Genomic DNA, 18,428 nt, shown 5'->3' with positions numbered 1-18,428 from the left:
TTCAGTACCAATTGCTCAACCCTAAATTCAAGCCTGTCTTACGAAGATGTTTACCCACCAAAAGTTAAGTCAGCTTCTCTTAAAAGATTTATCTGCTATAGAAGTCTTAGCTGTTACACCCGTCAGCATACTTCGTTTTTTTAACGGTTGATATGATTCCTTTTAAGAAAATATTTACTTTAAAATAAGTCTGTTCTTAAAACAGCTCCACTACTGGCATTCTTTACTAATGCCCTATATTGACGAAGCCAACTGGAGTTTAATTCTTTTTTTATTGGAATAAATTCAGCCCTTCTTTTTTTAATTTCTTCCTCACTCAAGTTTACAGATAAAATATATTGATCTACATCAATATGAATTTCATCTCCGTCTTTGAGCAACCCAATCATACCGCCCTCAGCTGCTTCAGGACTTACATGACCAATACTAGCTCCTCTGGTTGCACCACTAAACCTTCCATCGGTAATTAATGCGACTTTATCTCCCAATCCCATACCCATAATTAAAGAAGTTGGTGCTAGCATTTCTTGCATGCCTGGACCTCCTTTAGGCCCTTCATATCGAATTACAACTACGTTACCTTCTTTTACTTTACCTCCTAAAATACCTTCAATGGCCTCAGCTTGTCCATCAAAACAGATGGCAGTCCCGGTTAAAATTCTATTCCCAGTAATTCCAGCCGTCTTAATTACTGCCCCTTCATCTGCTAAGTTTCCATACAAGATTGCAAGACCTCCTACTTTAGAATATGGATTATCAATAGTGTGTATTATAGTAGTATCTTTTATATAAGCATCTTTTATTTTCTCAAATACTGTTTCTCCCGTTATTGTTAGATTATCTTTTAAAATATCATCATTTCTTTTGGTCATTTCTTTCATCACCGCATTTACACCTCCAGCTGTATTGATATCTTCCATATGCACCGTTGATAAACTCGGTGATATTTTAGCAATGTGAGACACATTTTTAGAAATGTGGTTGATATCTTCTAAATTAAAATTAACATATGCCTCTCTTGCGATAGCCAGCATATGTAAGACAGTGTTTGAACTTCCTCCCATAGCCATATCAACTGCAAATGCATTTCTTACTGCATTTTCATTCAGTATATTTCTCAGCTTGAATTTTTTGGTTTCTTCTTTACTTTTGGCTATTTCACAAATTCTTCTTGCAGCTTGTTTATAAAGTTCCTCTCGCTCTTTAGTGAGGGCGAGTATAGTGCCATTGCCAGGTAAGGCTATTCCCATCGCTTCCATAAGCGTATTCATAGAATTAGCCGTAAACATACCCGAACAACTCCCCCCACTAGGGCAAGCATTACATTCGATATCCAGTAACTCTTTCTCAGACATTTTGCCTGCCTCGAATTTGCCTACTGCCTCAAAAGCTGTTGCAAGGTCAATAGGCACACCATCTTTGGTATGGCCTTTTTTCATTGGGCCACCACTCACGAAGATAGTGGGAACATCTACCCTCAAAGCTCCCATTATCATTCCTGGTACAATTTTATCACAGTTTGGAATGGCTATCATCGCATCAAGCTTGTGTGCATTCATAACTGTTTCTATAGAGTTGGCAATAATCTCTCTGGAAGGAAGGGAAAAAAGCATTCCATCATGCCCCATGGCAATACCATCGTCTACTCCTATAGTATTAAACTCAAAAGGTACACACCCATTTGCTTTGATTTCTTCCTTGATAATCTTTGAGACGCTATTTAAAAAAAAGTGACCTGGAATAATTTCTATAAAGGAATTAGCTACACCGATAAATGGTTTTGCAAAATCTTCATCTTTTAATCCTGTAGCTCTAAATAGTGATCTGTGTGGAGTTCTCTGATGCCCCTTTTTTACTTCATCGCTTCTCATGATTGTACTGATAATTATAGAGATAATTGATTATATCTTTGATTTAAGCCGACTTAATGTTTCCGGGGAAATATTGAGGAAGGCTGCAAGATTCGAATTTGATAAACGTTGAACGAGTTCTGGGTTGTTTTTAAGTAATGTCAGATAACGTTCAACAGCGTTTTGTGTCAAAAGACTACTAAGCTTTGAATTGATAACAGTTAGCCCATATTCCAATATATGTATATACATTTTATCCCATTCAGGTATCAAATTCCTTAATAGGGTAAACTGATCATAGGAAATCACCAAAAGCTCAGAGTCTTCGATCGCTTGAATGTATTCAGTTGAAGGTTCTCTGGAAATAAAACTAACTATTGAGGTTAGGAATGTATTTTCAAAGGCCATGATTCTTGTCAATACCTGATGATTTTCATTGATATAAAACAAACGAAGACAGCCTTTATTGATAAAAAATAGCTGACTAGACACCTTGCCAGGCTCTAGCAAATGCATATTTTTCTTGACACTTATTGATTTAAAATATGAAAGGACTTCTTCAATCTGTTTATCATCCAACTTTGTTTTTATTCGAATTAAGTCTGTCAACATTCTAAGGATATTAATTAAGGTCAAAGTTCCCATTTTAGATTTTATAAATCATTGACTTAGGTCAAAATCAAGCGGCTGATACTATAAAAGTGTATAGAGAGAAGGTTTGTCTTGCCGAATGTACAACAACGGTCTCACTCATGGGCAATAGCGGATTTTAAATGACTACTTATCTGATTATAATATACTTTAATAATATGAAAAAAGGTTCAAGTTTGCACTTGAACCGCTATTGTTTATATCCATTGGTAGTTGCTGGATTTATTTCATTTTTAGCTTCATCATTATATCGGTTTGTTCATCATTCCCTAGTTTGAAAACGTGCTTATCGAAAGCTTTAAATCCATTTTTTTCATAAAAGCGGATTGCTCTTGGATTCTGTTCCCAAACTCCCAACCAAACGTAATCCACACCTTTTGCTTTCGCCAATTCAATGGCTTTGTTATAAAGAATCTGCCCCACCTTTTTCCCATGAAATTCTTTTAACACATAAATCCGTTCTATTTCCAGTGCGTTTTTATCCTTAATTTCGGTCTGGGATAGTCCTACATTTACTTTTAAATATCCGATTGTTTTTCCATCAAGTTCCGCAAAGTAAAATTCAGCATTTTGGTCGGACAGTTCTGCAGTCAGTTTTTCTGTTGAAAATCCGCTATCCAAATATTCCTTCATGTTCTCTTCGCTGTTTTCAGAAGCAAAAGTTTCGGCAAAAGTGAATTTTCCGATTTCCTTCAGTTGTTCGATGTCATGGATATTTACTTTTCTGATATTCATTGGCTGATCACACATTTTATGTTTAAAACTTAATTTACCTGTAAACTGAATACCTACCAAGCCCCATTATTTATTGGCTTAGTGGATCCGAGCTAAATTTATCTTAAGATACCTTTTCCTTCTTTATTGCTATATCACAATGCTTAAAAATGAATATAGCTAGTTGTAAAACCGATGTTGGTAGCACATTCTTTATCTTTTTCTTTGTAAATGTCGTTGTATTAGTCTCGCCTGAAATGTCTTTTCTTCTACTAATTCAAGTAATTGCTCGGGTTTTCCACCCTTAAAAAGCCTTGTCCCATTTCCCAGTAAAATAGGGATTAGCTATGGGGCTCCATGTGTACTTTGTAAAAATGTGACATTTTTAAGCAATGATGGAGCCCCCCCTGTTTCGCTTAATATCTTTAGCCAAATGAGAATGATCATCATAAGCCCTTTATCTTCAGGATGACCGTCAGTTAGCAACTGGTTGCCTAATTTTCCCTACCTACGGAGCATTTTTTAAATTTCCCCTAACAGTTACACTATTTATTTTCTTTTGAAAATTCTTGCTATTGTTTTACCAATTTCATCCAATTTCTCCATTGGTTCCAATAAGGTTGGGTTTTTCAGGTCAATTTGTAAAGAATCCGTCACCGTTGGCTGCATCGGATAAATCAAAATAAAGCTGTTTTCCTGAAAATACTTGTTAAGATAGCCGGGTATCTTATCCATATAATCATTATAGGACAGTCCTTCCTTTCGGCTAAATACGATTATCAGGTTGTCGTCCTGGCGGATATCCCTTGACAATACCAGAAAATCATCCCAATCGATGAATGTTTTGAAGTCACATTCCAGTGGGTAGTTGGAATGCACATCCCTAATGAATTTCAGGCTTTTCGTTCCTCCATAAAACACCAGTTTACCTCCCGAATTTGCAGCAATGTTCCAGACCTTAATGAGCCAGAAAGCAAAGCCAAATTCATTTTCAGCTTTATCGGGAACGATGACAATATGCCTTTTGAGTGTAGCAAATGGCTGTGCGGGCTTATAGATTAATGTGGTCGTATTGCATTTATTGAGAATCCCTTCTGTAAGATTGCCCAAAAAAGAATCAGAAATACTTTTCTTATGATGCAGCCCCAATATCAAATCGCTGATTTTATGTTCCTTGACAACACTGATAATGGCATTCACCGTATTCAGGTCATAGCGAAGCAGTTCATGCAAGAAATTATCAGTAGCAGAGGCTGTTATTGCTGCTTTATTTAACAGTTGTTTTGCTTTCCTATCCGCCGAACCATCCGTTGTGGTATTGTCTATAATGTTCAGTGCGTATAACCCGTCACGGTTTTTCTTTGACTTGACTATTACTCCAAGATTGATCAGTTCATCGGTGGTCTCCAAGTTGTTAATAGGAATCAGTATTCTTTCCTGATTTTCCGATTCTTCATCTACCGTTTCAGCGGCTTCGGCAAGCGCTATATTTTTTGCTCCTTTCTGCGCTGCAAATGATGCAATGGTACAGGTAATCAGGATCATAAGGATGGTTCCGTTTAGCACACTTTCATCCAACAAACGGATTGGCTCACCGGTTACTGTTTCTCCAAGAATAATATTATACCCCACCAAAACAGCTGCGAGCGTTGCTGCTGCCTGTGCATTGCTCAATCCAAATATCAGTCTCCTTTCATCAATAGTAAAGTTATAGGTTTTTTGGGTCAGCCAAGCAGCAACAAATTTTGCCAAAGTGGCTACAATAGTCATTACTGCCGCCACTTTGAGTGTTTCCAAGTCTTTAAAAAAAACCTGATAGTCAATAAGCATGCCCACTCCGATCAGAAAAAAAGGGATAAAAATGGCATTTCCCACAAATTCAATTCGGTTCATAAGCGGTGAAGTTCTTGGGATAAGCCGGTTCAACGCCAATCCTGATAGAAAAGCCCCAATTATAGCTTCAATTCCGGCCATTTCCGCCAACACTGCTCCTAAAAAAACCATCACAAGAACAAAAATGTATTGTGAAACATTGTCCGCAACCCGCTTTAAAAACCACCGACCAATAATCGGGAAAAGCAGTATAATAACCAGTCCGAAAATAATAATTGACGAGGACAACCTGATCCAAAATCCAGGATTTACCTCTCCTGTTGCCATGCCTACTATTACTGCCAGGACCAGCAATGCCAAGGTGTCAGTAATCATGGTTCCGCCAACGGTGATATTCACGGCCTTACTCTTTGATACCCCCAGTTTACTGATCAATGGATATGCGATCAATGTATGTGAAGCAAACATACTTGCCAAAAGCACTGAAGTCAATATGGAAAAACCCAAGACAAAAAGTCCTGTCAAAGTCCCTAAAACCATGGGTACCATAAATGTATACAATCCAAATACCAGGCTTTTCTGACTATTTCTTTTAAAATCTGCTACATCTATTTCCAGTCCAGCAAGAAACATAATGTATAAGAGACCTGCTGTACCTGATAGAATGATACTGCTGTCCCTATCCATAAGATGGATCCCATTGGGGCCTATCACTGCACCGGCAATTATCAGTCCCAATAAATGGGGGATTTTTATCTTGTTCAGAATAATGGGAGCGAACAAAATAATCACCAGTATACACAGGAACTTTAATACCGGGTTTGTCAGTGGTAAGGTGGTATCAAATATATTTAGTAATGTCATCCAAATTTCTTATCGATTGCCCTTATCTGTTGTATACTTCCACTTTAAATAAATATTCCTTAATGCCTCCAAATATTGCCCGATAAAAAAATCGGGACAGAGTACACTCCAATATTGGAGTGTACAATTCGAATAAAAAATGAGTTCAGCACCTCTTTCAAAAATACCGTTAGACTGGCTTTCTAGAACCTACCACTACTACCCCTGTATTCCTGACTTAGTTACTCTTAAGACCATTTAACAGTTCATACCCTGGTTGGACAACTCCTTTAAAAATAACTAAATTTTGGATCTATACTCATTCCCTTCCTCGACTTTTTTCAATGATGAATAGAAGAAAATATGTCAACGGTTTTGCAAAAGCTTCGACCATACTACGCTGGAAATTTTAGTGTCTTTTTTTAAGTTCCTAGTACCGAGTTATAGGCATTTGTTTTTTTCATCAATAGCCTGCCTCGAAAGCTTTCGAGAAAAATGCATAGCATTCATGAAAACCATTACAACTATTCTATCACTGAATAAAAGAACATAAAGGTACCACCATCTAAAATATGAACGTTTACGCTGTGCTCCCTCTCCTACTACTTGTTTACAATGATGTAATTCATTCTGTATATTTGGAATGACAAATCCACAGGATATATGGGTAAAGAAGCATTACTCCACCAATCGAGGCTTTAATTACTTGCGGAATTAACAGTTTTATTTATTCTCTTTTCCTAATTTCTTGATTTCTGCCAGCCTCCTATTTCTAAATTCTTCAGATGAGTCTTTTAAAGGGGAGATGTAGCTTACTTTTATAGGATTAATGCCACAAAATTGAAGTGTTCCTTTTTTAAATTGATTAACAGCTGGGTTTTTCATAAAAAGGCTATTATACCATTTAGGTGTATCTGCTGTTATGATGATCCTTCCGGTTTTTCCTTTTAAAAGCTTTTTGGGCATTGATTTTCCAGGCACATACTCAAAAGTAATCCCCGGAAGAAAAGTCCTGTCAATAAATCCTTTCATTAGCGCAGGGTAACCGTACCACCACATTGGAAACACCCAAACTATATGGCCTGCTTCTTTTATCTTTTCAATGGATGATATCAGGTCTGGTTCCAATTCTGCTCTTTTACGATAGCCGAATTTTAGATTTGGATCAAACTCCAAATCTCTGATATTAAGCAATGTAACTTCTGCATTTGATTCTTCCGCACCTTTAAGATAGGCTTCTGCAAGTCCTACATTAAAGCTTTCAGAATCAGGATGACCGTTAATGATTAAAATTTTATTACGTTTCATATATTTCCTATTTTAATGCAAAAATAGGGTCATACTAAAAGAGCAGAAAGGACAATTGTCCAATAATTACATGACGCTTCTTAGACGACTAAGATGTCTTTGTGTTATACCAAGGTAAGAAGCAATATATTTTAATGGAACTTGCTGAACGAATTCAGGATTATTGGATACTAAATCAGTATAGCGTTTTTCAGCAGACTCTATTTGAAGTGCCAATAAACGGCTCTCCATCAAAATATAGGTTTGCTCTGTAAAATAATTCGAAAATTTAAGCCATTGGTTACTCGTATTTATCAGTTCTCTAAACTTTCTTTTTTCAATAATCAACACCTCTGTATCGGTCATTGCATGAATGTTCTCAAACGTCTGTTGGTCTGAGATGAATGAGGAGTAAGCAGTGATAAATTTGTTGGGAAATGTAATACAATAGGTGACTTCTTCATCTTTACTGGAGATACAATAGTTTCTAACTATTCCAGAACATACAAAAGCAATCCAATCGCAGTTTTTTCCAGCCTTAATTAGAAAATCACCTTTTTTATAAAACTTTGGGGTAAAAAAGTCCAAGCCCCTGTTTATATTGTCTTTAGACAACTCACCATAAGAAATCAATACTTGTTCTAATGCCTCTTTCATTCAATGCGGGTTAATTGTGTATTTCGTCCATATAACCATCGGTTACATTATTAAAGTTAATGATTTTCAGTAAATCAATGGCCAAGGCACCTCATTTGCCATTTTGTTCATCTGCCCGGAAAGATGGGCATAAAATATATCCTGATCTATGAAGGCTCCTTTAAGATCTTCTGGATTTAAGGCATTGCTTTGAATGATTTTGGCAGCAGTTCCATGACTTTCTAGTTTTTTTATAGCTCATGCGAACAGGCTGAGTGCTATCTCCTCCCTGATTGTTAGGTTTTTGATTACGTGTTGTGCAGTTGCTCCACTTGCTCCCAACACCAGTATTTTGGTCTGTTTCATAAAAGTCCAAATATTAAACAAGAAACTTGGGTGCTGTACCAAGTTTCTTGCTTGGTGATTATAAATTCCCTTTAAAGAAAGGTGCCAACTGGTCAATCGCCTCATCAATATACTCTTGGTTGTCATACATGGACATATGGTTTGCGCCCTCTACCACATAAAGTTTCTTGTCCTTGCTGGCAGCGCGTTCTATCAGGTCATCACTCATCCATTTACTGCCTGCATTGTTTCCGGCCACCATTAACAAAGGCTGGGTAAGGAAAGCTTCTGCTTTATTGTAGGCGTCATAAGTTATGATTTGAGTAAGGTTCCTGGTAGTGGCAAAACCAGGAGCCGTAGGCCACTGGCAGCGATCAGTATGATAATATTCCCAAGCCTCACGCAGTTCTTCGTTCGGTGCATCTTCTTCTTTTAGTGGTGCGAGTGGCATGGTTACCAACTCAGCGCCATTGGCGTCCTTGGAGCGGGCATCGGCTCCTGCCAACAGGTAAGGAAGGGCTTCTTCGTCTTTTACATTGTTTTCCCATCCGTTACGGAACATTTGGCCAATATTAACTGCACTCACTGTCCCTACAGCCTTGATTCTATGGTCATTGATCGCGGCATTGCAAGTATAGCCTCCTCCGGCACATACGCCCATAGCACCAATTTTACCATGATCTATATAGGAGAGTGTGGTCAGGTAATCGATCACAGCACTCACATCTTCGGTCCTGATATAGGGGTTTTCCAATTGCCTCGGCTCCCCGGTGCTTTCACCTTGATAGGAAGCATCATAGGCAATGGTGACATATCCATTTTCGCTCAACTTCTTGGCGTAGACACCTGCGGTCTGTTCTTTTACGCCACCACCAGGGTGACTGACCACAATAGCAGGATATTGTTGGTTTTTGTCAAAACCTTCAGGGAAATTGATAATGGCTGACATGGTGATGTTACCATTATTGCTGTTTTTGAAATTGATTTTTTCTTGTGGCATAATTGTAATGATTTTGTTTATTCAAAATTACCAATTAGCCATCCGCCCGTTCTGTAGATATTACAGGCAAAAAGGAAACATTTTACTGATGGGTGATCTTTTTGTAAAAATGGTTGCTCATACCGTCTTGGTCTTTATGCTGGACCTGTACTCTTTTGGGGTTTGTTTTGTCTGTTTTTTAAAAAACTTGGCAAAATAATTCGGGTAGTCAAAGCCCAGATCAAAGGCTATTTCAGAACTGTTCAGATTACTTTTCTCCAGTAGCTTCTTTGCCTCTAAAATGATATGGTCATGAATGGTGTCAATGGCAGACCGATGCGTGAAATTCTTAATGATATCGCCCAAATAATTAGGCGATAATTTCAATTGATCTGCAAAGTACTTCACCGTTGGGATCCCTTGGAACTCTCCCTTATAATAATCCCTTAACAGTTGCTGAAACTCACTGATGATATGATTGTATTTTTGTGCTTCAGTGGCAAACTGCCGTTGGTAATAGGACTCCACCAGACCTAAAAAAAGGTTGATATAGGCCAGCAACACATTTTGGCTTTCTTGCTGTTTTTGATATTTACCAAGGATCAACTCAAAAAGGGACAGGATTTCACTTTCTTCCTGTCTGGTCAAGTGAAGCGCTTCATGCTCCCCATACTCCAAGTAGTTTTGGAAGAGGTATCGGTGACTATTGATCAGTTCCTTTGATAATTGGATATAAAATCCCTCGAATTTGTCCTCCAGTTTCCATTCATAAAGGTTACCCGGACTGTTAAAGAATACAGCCGTAATTGGTCGAGGATTTTCAGGATCATACTCAGGGGAACTGCTGTTGATATAATTGGTCTTAAAGGAAATGCGGTAAAAGTCAATCTCAATGGCTTCCGAATCCAAAAGTACATCAGGACCATACCTCCCCACATCAATCAGGGGATTCAATGGCTCTGACAATCCAATATAGCTATTGAAGGAATCGAAATCTTTGAAACTGATCATACTTTAAAGGTACATATAATTGAATAATACCGCCGTTGGTAAAAAGGAATTTACATTCATAAATGATCGCAGAGGTGTAGCCCACTAAAGTCCCCTTCCCCAAACGACATTGTAAACGTAATGAAACCCCCGCTGGTCCAGATTTGCAATCTGGACCCATAAATCATGGGCATTTGTAATGCCTCTTTCCCAAATTCAATTCACAAGCCAAATTCCCCAGCTGTGCTATTCTTCAGCTCACAGGTGCAGGATCACCTAAACTTGAGTTTCCCTGTATGTCTCCTCTTTCCAACTACCAAATCCATAATAAACGAAATACTCATCGAAATCCAATTAATGGGCCTTTGGAGCATTCGGTTTTGGGACAGTTGATGGGGGCGTTAAAAAATGAGTTAGCTCGCGAAGTGAACGAGCGAGATCCACTCATTTTTAGCCAATAGCAATTGGCACAAAATCAAATTGAGACAAAAGAATTGTTATCGGCAACCAAATTCACTCAAATTGAAGAATGCTCCACGGCCTAGATTTTTTGCCTACTTTTTCATCAATGGAAAAAGTAGGAAAGCTTAAAAATAAGCAAAAATTCACCTTAGTTTGGCCACAAGAAGTAAAACTCATCTTAACAGACAATACGCTTTACGCCCTTACTATAACCCCATCTCTCCCCCTTCTCCCTTACATTTTTCTACCATATACCTTGGGGATAGGTTACCTCCAGGTAAATTAATTCCTGGAAATAGTATATATTTTAACATTCTAGCGAAAACTATAAAATCATGAAACGGGAACTACAAATTCCCAGGATATTAAAGCGAAGTGACCTACTTCCCCTAGTAATGGATCGGTTCTAGGAAAATTAGGCCAGACCAGAAAAGCCCTCAGAGGAAAAGGAATTGATTTAAATGAAAAGGGTGTCTATGTATCGTACCACATTGCTGAAATCACCTTTCAAATAGGCTTCTCCAGCCCTTCTTACTTTTCCAAGTGTTTCAAAAGAGAGTTTGACCTAAGTCTTTCCATGGTTAATGAAAAATTGGCATGAACAGCGACTAATGAATTATAAATATGGCCAGTGGAACACACTTGTCGGAGATATACAAGGGTGTCGGTTTTGTTTTATACCCCTGTCGGAATATTGATATTATTTGTCGGTTTTTTGATAACACTCCCCTGTAGGTTCTCCCCATCTTTGTATTAACCTATTATTCATCTTTTATGTGAGAAGGCATGGCATATCTCCCTACCTTTTCTTTAACTTAAAACCTTTTTGTTATGGCTATTAAAATTTTTGACGGATTAAATTTCACCGGTGATAATGTCACTCTGGAAGCAGGGAAGTATCCCGTTCTTCCCACGCTGGGTATCGATAAATTAAGCTCGGTAAAAGTGGAACCTGGAACATACGCCGAATTCTTCATTACTAGAGGATTCAGAGATGGCTCCTTTATCCTTTTTGCAGGCGACTATGCCAACTTGGGTGGACAAAACAACAAAATCGACTCGGTAAAAGTATTCGATCACGATTCGGAAATTTTTCCTATTATCGAATTCTACACAAGCATCAACTTCAGTGGTATCCAGCAAAATTTGGCGGCAACCGGGCAAGTGACCAATCTTGATTCTCCTTTTCTAAAACATGATGTTTTTTCTTCGGTGAGGGTGCCTGAAGGAGTTACGATTACCCTATTTAGAGATTCTAACTTGCAAGGCCCTTCGCTTACGCTGGAACCTGGTGAGTACCACGACCTGGGGATTTTTGGCTTTGACGATAAAGTCTCAAGTATCCAAATCGTACAGGATAATCTGGAAGTGACAAACATTGAATACATCAGCGAGGTACCCAAAGATGGTGAACCCATTCTTATTGAGAGCACGGCACAAAACGGATCGAGTTTGCAGCAACAGGTTAACCTTCAATTACAAACCGCCTACGAGGAGACCTTCACCAGGTCGTTTAGCAACTCTACCCTCTTTGGACTTGAAATAAGCAGAACGGTCACAGTTGGGATAGAAAAAGGCCCTTTGAGCGCCAGCTTGTCACAAACCATTACAGCTACTTTTGAGAATACCTTTACCTTTGGCCGGGAAGAGACCAAGAGCAGGACCGTTACCGTATCCAAAGGGCTGCTTTTGAACATTCCTCCTGAGCATATTGCAAAGGCTTTCATGACGCTGACACCACGCAGCACTACCATAGAGGCCATTTACACCCTGGGATTGAAGGGGACTGACCGTACGACCAAGCAAGAAGTGACTATCGAGATTGAAAGCGCCTCTGTGGGAACCGTTGTGATTGAAAAATTCACTCCTGTGAAAGCCTAGGGTTTGGATTACCGGATGACCCTTCGTGATAAAGGGTTTCCGACCTTACTGAAAAGCGAATGATACTTTTTGCTTGCGCTAGCAGGAGTAGTATTCCTATTGCGATGGCCTTCATCGCTTTTCAGTTTTTATTGCCCTTTTCCAAAGTCCCTGTAGTCCTGTCAGTCTGTTGTCACGCCAGCTGTGCTACGCCACGGTGCAAAGGTGTGGGATCACCTAAAGTTGAGTTTCCCTGTATGTCTCCTCTTTACACCTACCAAATCCATAATAAACGAAATACCCATCGAAATCCGTTTAATGCTCCACGTCCTAGACTTCCTGCCTGCCGGCAGGCAGGTTTGCCTACTTTTTCATCAATGAAAATGCGAAGCATTCAAGATGCCCATCAGGAACAAAACATTACTGAATAAAAAGTTGGAAAGCTTAAAAATAAGCAAAAACTCATCTCAACATACAATACACTTTCCCCCTTTACCGAACTCCACGCTTTACCTATTTTCAATTCATACTTATCTATAACGGGTGTTTGAAATGCTCACAAAGATTAAAATATCTTAGCCTTTGCGCCGTAATATGTAGCAGGCACTGTTTCCTCTAGGATGCGCGAGGGAAGCCAGAAATGCGGGCCAGCGGAGGGCTTGCGGGCAGAAGCTTGATTTCTGGCTTGACTTTTTTGTTACTTTTTGTGTCTAAGACAAAAAGTAAGGAAAGGTTTCCTGCCTGACTTTAGGCTAGGTTGTTACTTATTGTGTCTAAGCCTGTCCCGATTACTTTCGGGGACAAAACGTAAGGAAAATACAGTTTCCTAATAACCAGCTGGTCCAGATTTGCAATCTGGACCTATAAATCAGGGGCATTTGTAATGCCTCTTTCCCAAATTCAATTCACAAGCCAAATTCCCCAGCTGTGCTATTCCTCAGCTCACAGGTGCGGGATGATTAAAATTGACACTGTCCCTCTGAACTTCTCAATTAGCCTATTTTTAACCCCCAATAAGCAGAATTTGCAATGCCCAACACCAAACCACATAAACCTTAATAGCAGTTATTCAAAGATACGATTAGTTGCTCTTTTGCTTTCTCAATATGTTGACTATTCGACTATTTATGATTTCAGACAAATTCCAATTGTAAAGTTTAGGGTCCGTTGTGCTGTAGAACGTAATGACCACAGCATCTATATCTTCATAATACGCTGCAAAACTTTGATATCCTGGTACCCATCCTGCGTGTTCGTATTTGTAGATGGAAGAATAGATTTCCTTTTCGCCCTCCATAAATAAAGATCCATCGTTAAGTGCTCTTAAGAAGATGCCTACATCCTCGGCAGTTGCTACCATTCCAAGATCGTCTGCCTTTAAATCGTGTGGATGTCCAACGTGATAACCACTCATTACATCATCCATATTCACTTCGTTCAATGATCCATATGTATTGGTCAGCTTGAGTGGAGTCAGGATTTCTTCTTGTTTGAATCGGTAGTTCTCATACCCCAGCACCTTATCCATGATCTTACCTAATAGCAGGTAATTGGTGTTGCAGTACTCATAATCCTCACCTGGTTCAAAGTTGGCCGGTAGGCCTTGAATCAAGGTGAGAATTTCTTCATAGGTCATGGAAGGAGTGGCCCAGTAATTTGGCGCATCTGTATAATTAGGAATCCCACTTCGGTGCTGGACCATGTTTCTTAACGTGATCTGTTCGGCATTATCAATAGTACCTACCAATTCAGGCATGTAATCAGCAAGGGTTTTATCCAATGACAAGCGTCCTGAGCTAACCATTTTGGTTACTGCCACTGCATCATAGAGCTTTCCTATGCTGGCAATTTTGAACAAGGCGTGAGGTTGGGCAGGAATCTTTGCATCTCTGTTGTGCCAGCCGGAGGCGAAATATTGTGAAGGCTTTCCTGCCTGATCTATGTACACAATCATTCCGTCAAATCCATGGCCAATGGCTTCATCGACCTGTTCTTGGACTGTATCCGGAAGCGGAAGTATCCATGCTTTCACCAGCAGCCAAGGCACGAAGAATAAGGAAATGGCTGTCCCAACAAGAAGTACTATTCTAATTACAATGGTCTTTCGAGAGATCATGGTCAAGTAAGTTTAGAAGTTACAATTAAGCAATATGGGGTTTTCGAAGGTCTTATTATAGGTGAAAGCACCAATTTTAACAATGGGTCGGATCGTAGGTACTTCATATATTTCGAGTGATGATTTCTTAAGTGACCAAATAAACGTTGAATGAAGGTGCTATTCAATGGTATGTGCTTTTTCATCGTAATTTTTCTATGGATTTATATTTCTTTTCAAGAATTCTAACATTACGCTTATATAGCCTTTTGAGTTAGAGCCAGTAGATTTCTTTGCCACTGGTATTTACAAACTGGACCACTACTGCGTCAATGTCAGGGTGGTAGCGAGCAATGCTCGTGTAGCCTGGTAACCAACCGGTATGTTCGTAAGGATAAACCGATGTATAGATGTCCTGCTCCTCAGGTGAGAACAAGGTGCCATCGATAAGTGCCCTTAAAAAGATGCTTACATCTTCTGCAGTGGCGATCATGGAGCCGCCAGGCAGCGGAAACTCCCAGTCCTTTACATCCGCTTCCCAACCTTTGATGTATCCGCTCATCACGTCTTCCAATTCCACTTCACCTGGTACATTGTAGGTATTACTCAAACCAAGTGGCCTTAATAGCTCATCACGTAGATAAGTATGATGAGAGTACGCTAATGTCCGATCGATGATTTCCCCGATTAACAAATAGTTGGTATTAGAATATCCATATTTCTTATTGGGCCTAAATACCGCAGACTTGCCATAAATCCGGGCTGCGAATGAGAGGTAATCATCAAATTTTTCTCCTGCAGTTTCTGGTTGAGAACTGTAATCGAGTATACCGCTTCGGTGTTTGAGCACCATCTTCAGGGTAATCTGATCTGCAAATTCAATGTTTCCGGATATTTCTGGGATATATTCAGCCAGTGTTTTGTCCAATAATAATTTTCCATCGGCAACCAATCGAGTAGTCGTAGCCGCGATATATAACTTACTGATGCTCGCAATCTTAAACAATGCATTAGGGTCAGCAGGAATCTGATGTTCACGGTTTTTCCAACCAGCAGCGTAAAGCTTGATTTCATCTGGGCGATTGACACAGACGATGACGCCATCCATGCCGTGATCTACTCCATCATTTATTTCTTCCTGAACTGTGTCCGGTAAAGGCTGTAGACCAAAGGCACAGCCCGATAAAACTACTAGAATACAGCCAAATGCCAGGATTGAAATGGTTTGTATTACAAGTGAATTCCCGTTTTTCATTTTAGAAGGTGACGATACTTTAAAATTTCACTCCAACGTAAATGTTCGGCTCAAACAGAAAATAGTTCGCCCATTTATCGTCCAATGCCTCAAATCCATCAGGAGCATTGTTATCAAACATCCAGTGCTGGCAATGAACCTGTGGCTCTATAAAAAACCGTTTTTTCTTACCAAATGCGATATGGTAGCCCAAATGATAGGAATTATAAATCTTAAAATCATTTCCAATATGATTACCATCCAGATCCATATAGGTTTGGAATTGTGGTAGCACTTCAACAGTGGCAAACAGCCCTTTCCATAGCATTCTTTGGTAGGTTATACCTATTCCTCTTTCTCGCACATGTCCTGGATAAAATTCACTTTCTGTCTCTAGCTTATCCAAAAGGCCATCCCCCCATTGGATTCCCATTGGTTGGAATAATCGCCAAGTGGCAAGCTTCAGCCCTATGATATTCTTATTGTCCAGGTTACGTTTTATATGAAGTTCGACCATTTGTGTACTTGTACGATCGTTCCACCCTCCCCCAAGAGGGTCGGTAATAATAAAATAAGGCATACTTACGCGCCACTTATGGGTTACTTCATTTTCTTTACCCAATGGTGAATTGGTTTGAGCAAAAGCATTAAGTGCGCAGAACAGGAAGAGAATTATAGATAGATTTTTCATAATAGTAATTTTTAAAAACGGAGATTTTTGAAGTTTAATCGAAACTTGAATGGTAATCTAAGAGCCTATTTTTGTCTTATGGGTCCCACGGTTTCCATAGCATTTTTTGCGTCTTGATATTTGTTGAAGGTCCATTTTAACCCGAACAACGGCCTTAAGAAACCTATCCTCCTAATGATGAATTCATAAATCAAATAACTCCCTATAGTCGTGAACACGGTGATAGATAAGAATTTTAGCATTACCGGTATATCTAATGGAAGAATGATAATAGCCCCGGAATACAATACAAACATATGGATGATATACACCGGGTAGGCAGCCTGGCTTAGATAGCTTAACATATTACTTGGCTTGTTCAGGTATTTGTATCCGAATCCGAAAACCGAAAGGATCCAGCAATGAGATTCGAAAGCCATGAAATAACCGGGTGACTTAAGTTCAAAAACCACCAACCGGATGACATATAATATCACCGCCATTCCCAGGTAAAGCCACCTCCATTTCAAAACAGTCTGCCAGAAAGTCTTGCCAGCATACACAAAAAGAAATCCGAAAAAGAAAGCCAGGAATCCAAGGAAGAAGCCATGCCAGGTCTGAGCATACATTTCAAAGACCTGCGGTCTTACAATCAAAATTTCGAGGATAAAAAAGACCGATATGGACAGAGGGCCGAGTGGGTTGATCATGAAGGTCGATAAACTTTTCATAAACCTGCCACCCTCTATTTTCTTCAGGTAGTAAAAGAGTGGCAGAAGTATCAGTACGTAGGCGAATATATTTCCCAGGAACCACAAATGTGCCGGATGTGGATAATAGCCTAAAGGCAGATTGTAGTATTCCTGAAAAACCGCAAAATGCAGCGGAGCTATAGCTACTATGCCAAATACGAAGGGAATAAGAATTCGCTTCGAACGCTCAGTCAACAGTTGCACCCAGTTTCGTTTGCGTATGGCAAAATAAACGCCCATACCTGAAACATAAAACAGGAAAGGAATCCGCCAGACATTCAGCATCGTCATGGGCTTCCACACACTTTCCAGCAGCTCATCACTCCTGATAAATCCTACAAACATGGCCCATGGCTGGAAAATGATGGCGACATGGTAGATTAGCAGCAATCCTATCGCAATTACGCGCAGCCAGTCAATATCGTTTCTTCTTTCAGTTATCATCAGATTCTTTGTTTTAACGATTTGTTACTGTAGCATCATCGCAATTACAGGGCGGGTCTTTTCGAGCTGCTCCATATCCAGTTGCATGCCTAATGGTGCTAGCTGTTGTTGCATCATTTCATAGATGGGCTTGATCTCAGAAAATGGTCCCATAACGGTTTCCCTGGGAGTGGCTCCGAAACTATTTTTAAGTGTCCTATCAGCATTGACATCCATCAGCAACTGTACAATCTCAACCCGGCAAAAGAAGGCTGCTGCATGAAGCGGTGTGGTGCCCTCTTTATTTGAGAGGGTTAAGTCTGCACCAGCTTCTATCAGTGCTTGAGCAATAGCTGTTTTACCGAATGTAGCAGCTGAGATCAAAGGTGTGGACCCACTCATGGGTTCTATTTCATTAATGTCGGTGCCTGCCTTTATATGCTGTCTTACTATTTCCAGGTTTCCATTTATTACTGCGGAGTGAATATTCATTTCAGGCTTTTCAATTCCTGATGCACTTTTCTCATGGCCATTGGTATGACCGCAAGAGGTTAATAATACCGCCAGCACTAGGCTCATGAGTACTGCTAAGGAGCTGTTCTTTAACGCTTTCATAATCTTGTTTTTTTGTGATTAATTGATTTTTACAAAGATCAGGGAAGAGTGAAAGTGAGACCTATGAGCTATGCATCCAAATCCATAAAGTTTGCGGAAGTCATAAAAACTATGAAGCAGGGATATAAATTATGAAGCAAATAACCCAATTCTTCATTGCACTATGGAAAATCCCAATATTGTTGGATT

Annotated in this window: 16 protein-coding genes; 3 read left to right on the top strand and 13 right to left on the bottom strand. The window is 39.5% G+C overall.

Annotation, left to right across the window (positions count from 1 at the left end; all coding sequences use genetic code 11):
• Positions 1 to 179: 179 nt before the first annotated feature.
• From ilvD to JL001_RS16215, 8 genes are all read right to left on the bottom strand, one after another.
• Positions 180 to 1,871, bottom strand: coding sequence for a dihydroxy-acid dehydratase (ilvD, locus tag JL001_RS16250; RefSeq protein WP_200977961.1), 1,692 nt, complete (start codon positions 1,869 to 1,871; stop codon positions 180 to 182).
• A 30-nt stretch (positions 1,872 to 1,901) separates the two neighbouring features.
• A complete protein-coding gene (locus tag JL001_RS16245) occupies positions 1,902 to 2,462 on the bottom strand; it encodes a Crp/Fnr family transcriptional regulator (protein WP_236252854.1) in 561 nt (186 codons plus the stop codon).
• Positions 2,463 to 2,723: 261 nt separating this feature from the next.
• A complete protein-coding gene (locus tag JL001_RS16240; protein ID WP_236252853.1) occupies positions 2,724 to 3,236 on the bottom strand; it encodes a GNAT family N-acetyltransferase in 513 nt (170 codons plus the stop codon).
• 528 nt (positions 3,237 to 3,764) lie between these two features.
• Positions 3,765 to 5,912, bottom strand: coding sequence for a cation:proton antiporter (locus tag JL001_RS16235; protein WP_200977955.1), 2,148 nt, complete (start codon positions 5,910 to 5,912; stop codon positions 3,765 to 3,767).
• Positions 5,913 to 6,614: 702 nt separating this feature from the next.
• Positions 6,615 to 7,199, bottom strand: coding sequence for an NAD(P)H-dependent oxidoreductase (locus tag JL001_RS16230; protein WP_200977954.1), 585 nt, complete (start codon positions 7,197 to 7,199; stop codon positions 6,615 to 6,617).
• Between the two features lie 66 nt (positions 7,200 to 7,265).
• Positions 7,266 to 7,835 carry a Crp/Fnr family transcriptional regulator gene (locus JL001_RS16225; RefSeq protein ID WP_200977952.1) on the bottom strand — a complete coding sequence of 190 codons (570 nt, stop codon included), beginning with the start codon at positions 7,833 to 7,835 and terminating at the stop codon, positions 7,266 to 7,268.
• Positions 7,836 to 8,238: 403 nt separating this feature from the next.
• Positions 8,239 to 9,159, bottom strand: coding sequence for an alpha/beta hydrolase (locus JL001_RS16220; protein WP_200977950.1), 921 nt, complete (start codon positions 9,157 to 9,159; stop codon positions 8,239 to 8,241).
• A gap of 117 nt (positions 9,160 to 9,276) precedes the next feature.
• Positions 9,277 to 10,149 carry an AraC family transcriptional regulator gene (locus JL001_RS16215; RefSeq protein WP_200977949.1) on the bottom strand — a complete coding sequence of 291 codons (873 nt, stop codon included), beginning with the start codon at positions 10,147 to 10,149 and terminating at the stop codon, positions 9,277 to 9,279.
• An 892-nt stretch (positions 10,150 to 11,041) separates the two neighbouring features.
• On the opposite strand from JL001_RS16215, the gene JL001_RS23295 reads away from it, so the two are divergent.
• The 3 genes from JL001_RS23295 to JL001_RS16200 all read left to right on the top strand — a co-directional run bounded on the left by JL001_RS23295 (position 11,042) and on the right by JL001_RS16200 (position 12,881).
• Positions 11,042 to 11,191, top strand: a complete 150-nt coding sequence (locus JL001_RS23295) for an AraC family transcriptional regulator (protein ID WP_200980471.1) — start codon at positions 11,042 to 11,044, stop codon at positions 11,189 to 11,191.
• A gap of 230 nt (positions 11,192 to 11,421) precedes the next feature.
• On the top strand, positions 11,422 to 12,471 hold the full coding sequence (locus JL001_RS16205; RefSeq protein ID WP_200977947.1) for a beta/gamma crystallin-related protein: 1,050 nt from the start codon (positions 11,422 to 11,424) through the stop codon (positions 12,469 to 12,471).
• 59 nt (positions 12,472 to 12,530) lie between these two features.
• A complete protein-coding gene (locus tag JL001_RS16200; protein ID WP_200977945.1) occupies positions 12,531 to 12,881 on the top strand; it encodes a hypothetical protein in 351 nt (116 codons plus the stop codon).
• A gap of 650 nt (positions 12,882 to 13,531) precedes the next feature.
• On the opposite strand, the gene JL001_RS16195 is transcribed toward JL001_RS16200, so the two are convergent.
• The 5 genes from JL001_RS16195 to JL001_RS16175 form a co-directional block, all read right to left on the bottom strand.
• The gene (locus JL001_RS16195; RefSeq protein WP_200977943.1) at positions 13,532 to 14,566 is read right to left on the bottom strand and encodes a serine hydrolase; all 1,035 of its coding nucleotides are present in this window, start codon (positions 14,564 to 14,566) and stop codon (positions 13,532 to 13,534) included.
• Positions 14,567 to 14,819: 253 nt separating this feature from the next.
• Positions 14,820 to 15,800, bottom strand: coding sequence for a serine hydrolase (locus tag JL001_RS16190; RefSeq protein ID WP_200977941.1), 981 nt, complete (start codon positions 15,798 to 15,800; stop codon positions 14,820 to 14,822).
• A gap of 19 nt (positions 15,801 to 15,819) precedes the next feature.
• Positions 15,820 to 16,470, bottom strand: coding sequence for a hypothetical protein (locus tag JL001_RS16185; protein WP_200977939.1), 651 nt, complete (start codon positions 16,468 to 16,470; stop codon positions 15,820 to 15,822).
• A gap of 65 nt (positions 16,471 to 16,535) precedes the next feature.
• Entirely contained in the window at positions 16,536 to 17,645 is a 1,110-nt protein-coding gene (locus JL001_RS16180; protein ID WP_200977937.1) for an acyltransferase family protein, read from the bottom strand.
• A 24-nt stretch (positions 17,646 to 17,669) separates the two neighbouring features.
• Entirely contained in the window at positions 17,670 to 18,239 is a 570-nt protein-coding gene (locus tag JL001_RS16175) for an ankyrin repeat domain-containing protein (protein WP_200977935.1), read from the bottom strand.
• Positions 18,240 to 18,428 lie beyond the last annotated feature (189 nt).

It is taken from the genome of Echinicola sp. 20G, assembly GCF_015533855.1.
GTDB lineage: Bacteria > Bacteroidota > Bacteroidia > Cytophagales > Cyclobacteriaceae > Echinicola.
This window is presented reverse-complemented; position numbering and strand designations above follow the sequence as displayed.